At 45.9% G+C, this 11,949-nt stretch carries 10 protein-coding genes; 3 read left to right on the plus strand and 7 right to left on the minus strand.

Annotation, left to right across the window (positions count from 1 at the left end; translation table 11 throughout):
- Positions 1-94: 94 nt before the first annotated feature.
- The 7 genes from QUB35_RS36465 to petP all read right to left on the minus strand — a co-directional run bounded on the left by QUB35_RS36465 (position 95) and on the right by petP (position 7,955).
- Positions 95-532, minus strand: coding sequence for a HEPN domain-containing protein (locus tag QUB35_RS36465; RefSeq protein WP_333147568.1), 438 nt, complete (start codon positions 530-532; stop codon positions 95-97).
- A complete protein-coding gene (locus QUB35_RS36470; RefSeq protein WP_333147570.1) occupies positions 489-881 on the minus strand; it encodes a peptidase in 393 nt (130 codons plus the stop codon). Before QUB35_RS36470 ends, QUB35_RS36465 begins: the two co-directional genes overlap by 44 nt.
- A 100-nt stretch (positions 882-981) precedes the next feature.
- The gene (locus QUB35_RS36475) at positions 982-2,310 is read right to left on the minus strand and encodes a hypothetical protein (protein ID WP_333147572.1); all 1,329 of its coding nucleotides are present in this window, start codon (positions 2,308-2,310) and stop codon (positions 982-984) included.
- A 370-nt stretch (positions 2,311-2,680) separates the two neighbouring features.
- The gene (locus QUB35_RS36480) at positions 2,681-3,106 is read right to left on the minus strand and encodes a hypothetical protein (protein ID WP_333147573.1); all 426 of its coding nucleotides are present in this window, start codon (positions 3,104-3,106) and stop codon (positions 2,681-2,683) included.
- A 6-nt stretch (positions 3,107-3,112) separates the two neighbouring features.
- A complete protein-coding gene (locus QUB35_RS36485; protein WP_333147575.1) occupies positions 3,113-6,034 on the minus strand; it encodes a CHAT domain-containing tetratricopeptide repeat protein in 2,922 nt (973 codons plus the stop codon).
- A gap of 366 nt (positions 6,035-6,400) precedes the next feature.
- Positions 6,401-7,495, minus strand: coding sequence for a Get3/ArsA fold putative tail anchor-mediating ATPase NosAFP (locus QUB35_RS36490; protein WP_333147577.1), 1,095 nt, complete (start codon positions 7,493-7,495; stop codon positions 6,401-6,403).
- A gap of 259 nt (positions 7,496-7,754) precedes the next feature.
- Complete coding sequence (gene petP / locus QUB35_RS36495) at positions 7,755-7,955, minus strand: cytochrome b6f subunit PetP (protein ID WP_172186826.1); 201 nt, start codon at positions 7,953-7,955, stop codon at positions 7,755-7,757.
- 88 nt (positions 7,956-8,043) lie between these two features.
- On the opposite strand from petP, the gene QUB35_RS36500 reads away from it, so the two are divergent.
- From QUB35_RS36500 to QUB35_RS36510, 3 genes are all read left to right on the plus strand, one after another.
- Positions 8,044-8,388 (plus strand): hypothetical protein, encoded by a 345-nt coding sequence (locus QUB35_RS36500; RefSeq protein WP_333147579.1) that lies wholly within the window; start codon positions 8,044-8,046, stop codon positions 8,386-8,388.
- Positions 8,389-8,613: 225 nt separating this feature from the next.
- Positions 8,614-9,720, plus strand: a complete 1,107-nt coding sequence (locus QUB35_RS36505; protein WP_333147581.1) for a FecR domain-containing protein — start codon at positions 8,614-8,616, stop codon at positions 9,718-9,720.
- A 388-nt stretch (positions 9,721-10,108) separates the two neighbouring features.
- Positions 10,109-11,923, plus strand: a complete 1,815-nt coding sequence (locus QUB35_RS36510; RefSeq protein ID WP_333147583.1) for an adenylate/guanylate cyclase domain-containing protein — start codon at positions 10,109-10,111, stop codon at positions 11,921-11,923.
- Positions 11,924-11,949 lie beyond the last annotated feature (26 nt).

Genomic DNA, 11,949 nt, shown 5'->3' on the forward strand with positions numbered 1-11,949 from the left:
GTTCCACAAAGAGTGAATTTTCTTGTGGAACAGGCCGGAAAGCCTGTTCATAAAAAGCTTATTGAGAATGGTGCAACATCTGAGATTTACCTGATTATTCAGTTAAGTTACTTAACGCTGAAATAATATTCTCAGCTAGCATTAACGCATTTCTCGCTTCTCTTTGCAAGTTAAACATAGTATCTTCATAATCAGCTTTATTCCTAAGTTCTCTCAATCTGCTTAAATTTTCACCTATTTTGACCATGTTTTTCTTTTTAGTTGGGTGGTATATAAATTCTTCTGCTACATATTGATGTTCGTTGATATCGCGATTCTTACGAAAAAGTCTTGGGTCTTTTTCAATGTCGCGCAAGTAATTTCGCGCTAGGCAAAATGTCGAATAGTATGCTCTACTTATCGCCGATCGCAACTTGGCTTCCCTGTTAGCTGAACTGTCACTATTTGTAGCCGCTAACTCTTGAGCTAAATTCAAATATTCAGACCAATTAAATCTCATTTGACTCCCATTCAAGGCTAATATGTAAATCATTTTTGGGGGCAGCTATTTTAGCTTCGAGCCACCAACTATCATCAAGGATGTTTAACTTTGCAAAAGCTTCCTCGACATCGAGCTTGGTATAAATGGTAATCCAGAGCGATCGCCAGTTGGCAATTTCTGGATCGGTTTTCACTTCCAAGCCTAATCTTTCCGTAGGAAATAGTTCTCTAATCTTAGAATGAGCTTCTAAAATTAAACTTACCATCACTTCTTGGTCGATGATTAACTTAAAGGCTTCTAGAGGATCTTCTACTGTGTAGAGACTTCTTATTTTATTGAAATCGGCGATTAAATCGTCAAAGGGCGTCGTTTTAATGGTTGGCTCTTGGATGGCAGTCATAATCGTTGATTGGGAGTGCTTTGCTTGTTAATATTTTAGCAACTACGATCGCTATTTTGTAAGGACGTGGGGCGCGATCGCGATTATGTCGTCAACCTAACTAACGCCGGAAAATGCGCGGCCACACAATTATAATTATCGCTGTCAGCAGACTAGCTGCTACTCCAGATAAAATACTAAATCCCATAATTACCCTCAGCCCCGAACCCGGATCGAAAATTGGCACGAGCGTATTTATGGCATAATTGATAGTATGATTTGCTTCTATTTCCGTTTTAAAACCGGCGGCCGCAGAAGCTACAGTCCCGCCAGTTGACAGCCCGACTCCGACAATGCCGACTACTGCTTGAAAAGTGCGATCGCTCTCAGCTTTCCTAATCTCTACCGTACCTCTAATTGTATCAGTCAGACTCCGCAATATTTCCAAACAAGGACGAAAATTGTCAATATCTTTTTGGATTTGCTTAGGATAAGTTTGTTCAGCCTTGTCCCAAAAATCCTGCAAAAACTGTAAATCGTCCGTAGGTCTAGCCTGAGTTTTAATTTTAGCCAACTTAGTCTGATACTTTTCCAGATTAACATTAATTGTACTATGTTGCAACTCCAAATAATTAAGGTCGATCGCAAACTCCGACAATTTTCCCATCGCCTCCCGGAGTTTCTTGAGATTGAGTCGAGAAGTATTCCTCATCCCCACAATTTGGTTGTAATTACTCACCAACCGTTCTTTTAACAGTAGACTATTCTCATAAGCCCAGATAATTTTATGCCGGAAGCACAGCAAATCCAGCCAACTAACATAAAAATCCCTAGCCCATTCCTGACAAGCCGCTTCATCGGGATACAAAATTACCAGCAGTTGACAATTATCCTCAATCTTATCGCCCCAAAACTCAGCTACTTTCCCACCTAAAAACAGACCGCTTCCTTGAGAAACACCATCTTTTGCAAACAAACACTTGTAAACCTGTTTTGCAAGTTCTTCCGCTTCCAAATCAGTCCCAGATTCCAGCCAACCCGAAAGCATCCAAGTTTTGCCGATATTTTCCAACTTCGGTGGTTGGGGAATTAAATATTGCAAACTTTCAATCAGTTTAATAACTTGGTCAGGTTGATACTTATCATCAACGTAGCCGTCAAATAAAAGTTGATAATTATCGCTAACATTCCAGCGGCGGTAGCGGCCCTTAACTTGATGGTTGTTCAGGTTTCCTGTAAAAGGTAAATCAGCTACTGTTTCCTCATGTAGCGCCAGAAACTTTTGTTTTTGTTCAGGGGTAAAGGAAACATTCAGCTTTTTGTGCAATTGTGCAGACAAACCCGCTAAAAATCTGCGGTAAACTTTCCGAGTTTCCGATTCGCCGACACCCAACCCTTGTTTGAGAGTGTAGCTAAATAAATTCAGGGTAGGGTCAACTAATTTGAGCATAAAATCTGTTTCTGATGGTTAGTTTTTGACTTGGTAAAATACAATTATTGGGCGATTGGAAATCGCGTCTACACAAGCCAAGTCCGCCTACGCGGACTGAAGAATAATGTTACATCCTTGGTCATTCGGCGATTTCCAATCGCCGTTTTAACCGCCCAACAGCCACTCTTAGTCCGCGTAGGCGGACATCGTTTGTGTAGCCGCGGTTTCAACCGCCGGGTAATCTTCGCCCGGTGCCCTTAAATACCCGTCTACCTCTTAGTCCGCGTAGGCGGACATAGTTTGTGTAGCCGCGGTTTCAACCGCCGGGTGGCCTCCGTGTGTAGCAGCGGTTTCAACCGCCGGATAATCTTCGCCCGGTGCCCTCAAATCAAAACCTCAACCGATAAACCCGTTCAACCAAATCACTAGCCTTTCCCAACAACCTCCTCGCCATATTCTGCGGATTAGAATTAGTTAAAGGAGGAGCCAAAAAATTATTATAATCATCAGTCTGCCGCGAAGGAGTATTTTCATCTAACTCAGGAAGAAACTTATTCTTTTCCTCCGACTCATCAAGTTCCTGCAATTCCTTGTAAGCTTTCTTAAAATTTTCATAAAAAACAGCATCTTTTTGAGCTATAGTAATAAGTGCAGACGCTTTTTCAAACTCGCCACTGGCCAAAGCCTCGCCAACTTCATTCACTTCTGCTATCAACTCAGGTGAAAGAGGTTCTTCAACTCTGGCAAGGGAGATTAAAAAAGCTTTGGGCGCAAACAGATCAAATCCTGATAAGGTAGATTCTTGATAAGTCATGTTAGTTTAGCCGTTGCCGGTGATGGTGAAAGCAGCCCAGTGGTAGGGATGGTTATAAGGTTTCTCTTCTATTTTAGCTAAATTTTCTTGCAGGCGCGAAGCTTCCATTTCAAAGAAGAATATGCTTTTAAAATTAGCCTCTCTCAGCAAAGGCAGCAACTCTCCGGCGTACCACTCGCCTAGCTTACCATTCGTCAGCTCTCTGAGCCAATCTTTTGCTTGTTGCAGGGCTTCCGGCGGCTGCATTCCCTGCTTCCATAACTGGTAGAAATAAATCATTAACAAAGCGCTAGAACGTTCGTCCACTCGCCACAGTGTGCTGATAATATAATTAGTCTCCGGCAAAAAGCCGCTGGCTATGCCCACGAATTCATCGATTAACTCGCCTTTCTTGGTAATGCCGGTTTCGCAAGCGCTGAGGCAGACTAGGTAATAATTAACTAATTTTAACTGTAAAATGTCGGTCAATGTCAATTCTTCGTCTTTGGCTAACATTAACGCCGAAGCCTCGGATTTTTCGGTGTTGTGGTAGGCGTGACCTGTATAATGAAAGATGCCGCTATTGGCTTTTAGTGCTTCAATAATTGCGGTTTTAGTGGTTGCATTGGAGGCGCGGTGAGTCTGGTTAATTTGTTTGATGGCGGCTGCTTCTATTTGGGTGAATTTTAAGGCGCTTTTGCCTTGCGAGTGCTCTACCATCAGCAGTGAATTGGGCGCAATTTCCGTGGAGTTTTGCTGTTGCTGTTGGATGGCTATTTGGGCGCTGGGCAGGCGGGTAATCCTGCGGATTATGGGGGCAACCACGGGGGGATTGCCCCTACCAGGGTTTTGTAGGGGTAGTGCCCCCGTGCCTATTATGGGGGCAACCACGGGGGGATTGCCCCTACCAGGGTTTCGTAGGGGTAGTGCCCCCGTGCCTACCCCCTCCACTGGGAAGGGAGGCAGAAACAGAGAATCTAGGGGGAGGAGGTGCAAGTCGCGGTGGGGAATTAAGATTAAGTGTTGGATATTGGTGAGGTGCGTACAAATTTCGGGAATTTTGAGGATGTCTGCGAGTTGTTGCAATTGCGCTGTCATTGACTCGCGCCAGGGATGAGATTCTTTGCTTTGCTGTTTGCTGGTAGTTTGACCGTAATTTTGATAGTTGGTTTTCCAGTCTTTCAGCCATTTTTCTAAACTCTGACTGTGGCGCTTTGCGAATATATCGGTGACAGGTGTGCAGATAACTTCAAACTTTTCTAGGGTAATGATAAAAGCAGTCAGGGAAACTGGGCTGAGATGCCAGTAAATAATCGCCGTTTCGGTGTTGTTTGCCAGTAAGTCTCTGATTTGGGGATAAGTCGGGCTATCGGTGGGGTTTTGCAAACCTGCGCGCATCCATTGCAGGCAAAAGTTTTTCCTGGCTTCGGCTTTTTCTAGTGCATTTATCTTGTTGCCCGACTCGACGAGGGTATCGACTTCTAACTGGTAAAGTCCGGCAAATTTGCGTTGGAGTCGCAGTTTGATTTCGGGGGGAGTGTCATTGTCTAAAATTAAATTTTCTAACACCGTAGTAGCTTCGGTAAGGTACTCGCTGGTTTTGGGATCTCCCAAGCTGCGACAGACGGTAATTAAGCCTTGCATTACTTCTAAATAAGTTTCTGGGATGAGGGGCAATTTCAAAAATTCGCGGGCTTGTTCGTAGCTGGCTTTGGCTTTGTGGAATGATTCCAAATAAGTGGCTGTTTGTTTGCCGTGTTTGTAGTGTGCATAGCCTTTTTGTTGGTGCAAATCGCTCCAAGCGAGGCGATAGTCGTGGTTGCTGGACAGATATTTCTGTAAGCCTTCATCCCAGTTTTGAATGGCTTCAATGTAGCGCCCTGAGTTGAAAAATGCCCAACCTCGATGTAACCAAGCCATTCTTTGTTGATCGCCTGTAATTTCTAAGGCTTTCTCGAAGGCTGCGATCGCCTCATTGTAGCGGCGTAAATGATTTAGGATAATGCCCAGTAATTGCCAGGTATGGTAGTCTTTCGGCTTAATTTCTAAGGCTTTCTCGTAGGCTGCGATCGCCTCAATGTTGCGGTTCAATTTTATTAGGGTATTGCCCAGATTGTACCAGGCATGGTATAATCTGGGGTCAATTTCCAAGGCTTTGTTGTAGGCTGTGATTGCCTCATTGTAGTGGTGCAAATAATTTAGGGTAGCGCCCAGTAATTCCCATATAAGGGAGTTTGTCGGGTAAATTTCTAAGGCTTTCTCGTAGGCTGCGATCGCCTCAATATAACGGCCTAAATCCTTTAGGGTCTTGCCCAGCCCGTTCCATGCCAAGTAGTATTTAGCGTCAATTTCTAAGGCTTTCTCAAAGGCTGCGATCGCCCCTTCTAAATCTCCTGCATAATAGCGATCGACTCCTTGGTTATATAATTCTTCTGCTTCTTGACTGATTTCTATTTCTATAGATTCTGCAACACCCCCAGAAACAGGAAAAAACCCAGTTTCTTCAGTTTTTTCGGGTAACTCCTGAATATCTTCCCTTATCTGCGAACTCTCCTCCACAGGAGTCGGATTCAAACTTTCCTGCGGCAACAATTGCCTACCAGTCTTCCCAGCAACCTCACTAATTTTCCCGCAATTCATCTCACCCAGCCGCACCATTCGCCCACCCAATTCTAAATGCGTTTCCGGGGATACCAGCAACCTGTCTCCAAATTCTTGCAGCCAGTTTTCCCACTCAGCATCTTTGATTTTGCAGCCGATTAAAAAGCCTTTAATATCGCCCCGACTCCAGCCTTGTTCAACTCCTTCTAACAGTTGCAAAAATTTCTGTTCGTATTCCCCAAAAGTGCGAATCGGAGTTGGCTTTGGCGCTGGGGGTACTGGTTTGCGGAATCGCCGCTGAATTTGCTGCCACAGGTTGAGGATGCGTTGCCAAATTTGTCGGAACATTGGCTGGGTGGATGATGTGTTGTTGGAGATTGTAGCAGATTTTGGGGGTGAATGTACATTTTGCGCGTTGATGTCGATTTAATTACCAAATGTCGTAGGGGCGGGTTCACCAACAATATATAACGACGATCGACAATTCATATAAACCCGCCCCCACCCACCATAAATCTGAATGTACATTAATATTATTCGTTGGGTTGGGGCGGGTTTTTGAGATTGTTTTTTTCAGGCGATTATGGTTGGTAAAACCCGCCCCTACGATCGCAGAAATTACACAACAACGAATCTACGACACATGATATTAGAGAACTCGATAATTCATCCGTGTATCCGTGTCAAAATCCGTGTCGTGCCTTCTTCCTTACCCTAAAAAGAAATAATCAAGTAACCATTCAGGAACTTAGCACCAGTAACAGATTTACCAGTTAGCGCCGGAGGCAGCAAAATATTGCGCCGCTGATCGCCCGCTTCGATCGTCACTTCCGGCCCCGATTGAATCAATTTAATTTCTTTCTTGTCAAACCCAGGCAAAAACAAACTAACTTGACGCTGTGCAATGTTTATGTGAATCGGTTTAGGAGCTTTTGTCGCCTCAGAAAAATCTGGCAAAGCATCAATTAGCGGCTGCCAATTATTGTCACTGTGCCCCGGAACCGAAACAGCCGTCAAAGGCTCAAAATCGGCAGTAATAGCTTCTGTAACCGCTGCTTGATTGACAATGACACCGCCCACAGTCAAACCAACTTGTTGAGAACTTCCCCAAAGATAGCGGGCAGTTGCGATCGCGCTTGCATCCCCAGTCGTCACCAAAAAAGCCGCCGTGCGGTTCGGATCTGCCAGCGCTTCCTTACCCTTATCCAAAAGATTATCGACTTGCTTAGTAGATTGAAAAGCATTGTCTCCCGACAAATCCACCGTCAACACGGTACTGACAACCGGTTGAATAAAAGGTGAAAGCGCTTTCCCCAAATCCGAATCTACCAAAGCTTGGCGGAACCTGCGGATGTACCAACTCAGAATTTCGGGCATTCCCAGCATCCGCAGCGTATCCATGCCGCCATTGCCGTCATAAACAATTACATCGTATTGTTTGCTGTCGTCGTATTCCCGAACTTCGTTCAACGCCAGCGCGCTGTCCATTCCCGGCAACACCCCTAATTCTTGACCGTAAATCTGCTTGAAAAAGGGAGTACGGACATATTGAGCTTCTAGTTGTTTAATTTCGTCCCACCTGCGTTCTAGCAGCGGCGCGCTTTGCACCTGAACTGCTTTGAGGTTGGGGGCGATTTCCTGGGGGCTGAGAGTCAGGGGAACTCCTAGCAGAATACCCAATGCAGGGCCCGGATCTTGGCCGAGCAGCAGAACTCGCTTGCCTTGAGCCGCGTATTTTTTAGCTGTTGCGATCGCGATCGTACTGCGGCCAGTGCCGCCTTTGCCCAAAAATGTCAAAATCAAAGCCATTTTCTGTTCTCACTGCCAAAGCTTACTCTTTAACATTTAAGCGCAACCTTCAGCCAGAGTGGGGGAGGGGGGAGAGTGGAGGAAGAGGAGAGTGGGAGAGTGGGAGAGGGGAAGAGGGGGAGAGTGGAGGAAGAGGGGGAGAGGGGGAGAGGGGGAGAGTAGGAGAGGGGGAGAGTAGGAGACGAAAGGAAACACAGTTAAATTCAATCCGTGTATCCGTGTCCGAATCCGTGTCGTGCCCCTCTTCCTTCTACATCTGTTAAACGGGTTCTAGCTCATCTTCAAAGAACCAAGTCGCAAAACCGTCAAACTTGACAACCACGCCTACTCCGCTACCGTCAACCATTCTGAATCCGTCAACAGTGCCTACTGGATTCTCCTTTATCTTGCCCACTATATTTGCAGGTATCCGATCTCTGAGACGGCGCACCTTAACTCTCTGACCTACTTCTATTGCCACTGAAATTGTTCTCCTGCTCTATACAACCGTTTATTTTACAGTTTGGCGTCTACTTCGGAACAGCAACACCAGCAGCCGATCGCTCCCTATGATTTTCCATCGAAATTTCCACCAACTTTCCCTAAAAGACGGTATTCTAGTCGGAGTGCGTCGATCGTCTACCCTGATTCGCTTGGGTTTGCTTCATAAGGTTTCACAGCGGCAAGCTCCACTGGCAGAGGCTGTTCACCACTTAGATAATTATTTTTTATTGCTTCGCAAAAAGAAGTTTTTTATTAATTGCCACAACTACAGAATTTATCCCAAATTAGTCATCCTTCAGGCAGAAGCCAAAAGGCATTCAAAAGCAGTAATTAATTTTATGTTGGCTATATATAAATCTGCCCTCTCTGATGTTGACAGCGGCGAAACTTCATGCAGCAAAGGACTTTGAGTCGGGTTGGCAAAATTTCCCGAAGCTCAGATTTTAGTAAAATGCCATGTTGTAACAGTTTACTAAAATCTGACCAAAAAAAGAATTTTTAATGCTAAACTTTCAGGCTGATAAAGTTTATTTTTGCTGCTGTGTTACGGCATAAAAAATGGAACGATTGCCGGATTTAAGGAGTCTAATAGAGGAAAGGAAGTCAAGGAACTTCAAGATCACAAAACTGAAATTATGAATAAAATTTTTACCTGTGGGCGATCGACCAAAATTCCGCTCCTAAGTTTGTCCTTGGCTGTGCTGGCGAGTCTGTCGCCCTTTCGTGGGACGATCGCCAGTCCGCCCTCTCCATCCCCCAAACAGCCCTCGAACCCTACTAAAATTGTCTCACTCGCTCGACCGCCAGCACTGCCAGCCGGCTCAAAATCTCCCAAAAATCCGGCAACAGTGGCGGCGAATTTATCCCCAGCAGAGACGATAAAGGCTCAGGGAACAGCGACTGGGCGATCGCTCGAAATAGAAGAAATTCGGGGTACAGTCAGCTTTAAAGGGCGGCCAGCGGTCGTGGGCGATCGGCTACTCGCCCCCGGAGACGAAATCATCACCGGCCCCGATTCCACAGCCCGTTTAGGCATCGACAACAACATCGGCGTCGTGGAAGTTGCCGAAAAAACCGCAGTCAGAATATCCAATTTGTCAAGCAGTGCAGGTGGTGAAAAAGACACAGCCATTTTTGTCAGCAGGGGGCGAGTCAGGTTGTCGATCGGCAAAACTGCTGCGACAACTCCCGCAGCCAACACCTCAACAATTATCCCGCCGAACCAAATAGTCGCCCTCAATACCTTCAGCGGACTCGGCAAATCCAGTCAAATTGCCCAAAAAACCCGTTCTGCCAAAAGGGCCCCAGTCAGGGTTGAAACCCCAGAAGGCGTTGCCGGAGTCCGCGGTACCTCCTTTGGCGTCAGCGTCGGCGGCGGCAAAACCGCAGTCGAAACTATTGAAGGTCAAGTCGTAGTATCCGGCAACACCGACTCGGAAGTAGTTCTCAACAGCGGCAACTCCACGACTATTTTCCCTCAAACCCCGCCCGTGGCGCCCTCAGCCAGCCCTCGCCTAGCTCAACTCAAAGTCCGCAGTTTGTTGAGACTCAGCGGCAATATCTATAGCCTCAGCGGTCAAATTAACCCGATCGACACAGTTTATGTCCACAACGAAGAAATTAAGATCGATCGAAAGGGCAACTTCAAAATCCAAGGAATTTTACCGCCAAGCCGCCGCCTCAAAATCTTAGTGCGAGGCCCGTCAGTCACAGAAAGGCATTACAGCTTCGCAGTTCGCTAAACAACCTATCGTCGCGAGTAATATACGCGGGCAGTCTCTGAGGACGTGAGTTATATCCTAAGTCCTATCTGGGTTGATTATTTTGTGTAGGTGCGAAGCATTTTGCGGTGAAACTTGGTAGTCAAAATAAATAAATTTTGCCCCCACCCTTCGCCCTTACGGTCTCGTAAAACTTCATGACCGAAAGCATCCAGGATACAAGCCCCCGGATTCATTCCTTCGCAGACTCAGGACCCACAAATAAAAAACCTGTATCCGATGAAACTTGTCCCCCGAATTTATCCGTGGGGTCGCCTCTAAAATCTAAAATCTAAAATCTAAAATCGATTGACTCCCATTCCTCTCGAAGTTAGGACTCGAATGTCAATGATTGCGTCAAATTAATTGCATGAAGTTCAAAAAATGGATCGATCATCTCAAACAAAATCAACTGCTCTGCCTGCGGCAATATATAGCAACAAACCCTCCCTGGCTCACAGGAGCAGCAGTAGGTATAATGTCTGTCGCCATGCTGCACTTTGGAATGTGGAAACCCCTTGAATATTTGGGATACAAAACCCTATTTCAAATTCGAGAATCGGGAATTTTGCCAAATCCCGGATGGGATGAGAGAATTGTGGTAATTGCGATCGAACGGCATTCCTTGCAGGAATACGGTCAATTTCCTTGGCCTCGCAACCGCTACGCCCAACTGCTGGAAGCGCTGAAAAAATCCCCCCCTACAGCAGTTGGTTTTGACATTCTTTTCCTCGATCCAAGTCCGAAAGATGATATTTTAGCCGCTGCGATCGCCGCCAACGGCAAAGTTGTACTCGCTAGAACCACCAAAGAAGAACCCGTAGCATCTTTAAAAGCCGCCGCCGCAGGTGTCGGCCACATCGGCCAGGAACCCGATAGCGACGGTATTAGCCGCGAGTCAAAAATCTTTCTCAACGGGATTCCTAATTTCGGTTTAGCAATGATTCACAGGTACAATGCTGCTAATCCCCAAGATCCAGTATTGCTCCCACAGTCCAAAAATAAGCAGGAAAAAAAAGTCTGGGTTAACTGGCCGGGGAAAACAGAAAATCTACCTACCTATGCTTTTGTTGATGTCGTAGAAGGTAGAATTCCCGCAGATGCTCTGACTAATAAGTTAGTTTTAGTGGGCATAGTTGCTACCGGTTTCGATCCGATATCTTCACCTCTCGACAAGACTACGGCTGGGGTTTATTTATATGCAGCGTTGATTGACAATTTGCTCAATCAACGCTTGCTACGGCGGCTGCCGATACTGCTAGAAATTTTGTTATTGTTGGGGATTGGCCCGCTTACGGCCTTGGTTCTGGGCAACCGAGGTGTTAAGGAGAGAATTGCGATCGCTCTCGGTTTGCCTATAATTTGGATTGGGGCTGGTGCTTTGTTATTTGGCTTCTTTTTTTGGTGGGTTCCGATTGCCGCACCTATCGGCACCCTCATTTTATCTGGCACTGCTTTGCAACTGCGGGAACAGTACGAAAAGCAGCAGTTGATGAGGTTATTTGAAAAGCACGTCGCTCCAGAGACAGCTCAGCTTATTTGGGAACGCAAAGCGGAGATATTTGAACAGGGAGAACTGGAACCTCAAGAACTTACAGCCACGGTGCTGTTTATGGATATTCGTAGTTTTACTTCGATTTCAGAAAAAATGCCGCCGCGAGATTTACTCACCTGGTTGAACAATTATTTGGAAGCGATGACTAACTGTATTATGGATCACGGCGGCGTTGTAGATAAATACATCGGTGATGCAATTATGGCAGTTTTTGGAGTGCCTTTTTGCCATACCGAATATCGAGAAATTCAACAAGATGCTTTGAATGCAGTTGCGGCTTGTATTGCGATGCACGAACGGCTGCACCAACTTAATCAGCAGCTTAGAATTGAACACAAACCTTTAATTAAGTTTGGCATCGGTTTGCATACCGGACAGTTAGTTGCTGGTAGCGTGGGCGGTTCCCGGCGTTTGAATTATTCTGTGATCGGCGATGCTGTCAACGTTGCTGCTAGATTGGAGGCGATGAATAAGGAAATTGTTTCTGACAGTCCTTTTAATTTGTTGGTGACGGCGAGGACTTTTGCTTACGTGCGCGATCGCTACGAAGGCCAAAAAGTAGGCTCGATTCAATTGCGCGGCAAAAAAGAAGAGACTGTGGTTTATGCTATTTTGGGCGAAAAGCATTAGTTATCGGGCATGGGGCATGGGGCATG

The organism is Microcoleus sp. B13-B6, from assembly GCF_036705405.1.
Taxonomy (GTDB): domain Bacteria; phylum Cyanobacteriota; class Cyanobacteriia; order Cyanobacteriales; family Microcoleaceae; genus Microcoleus.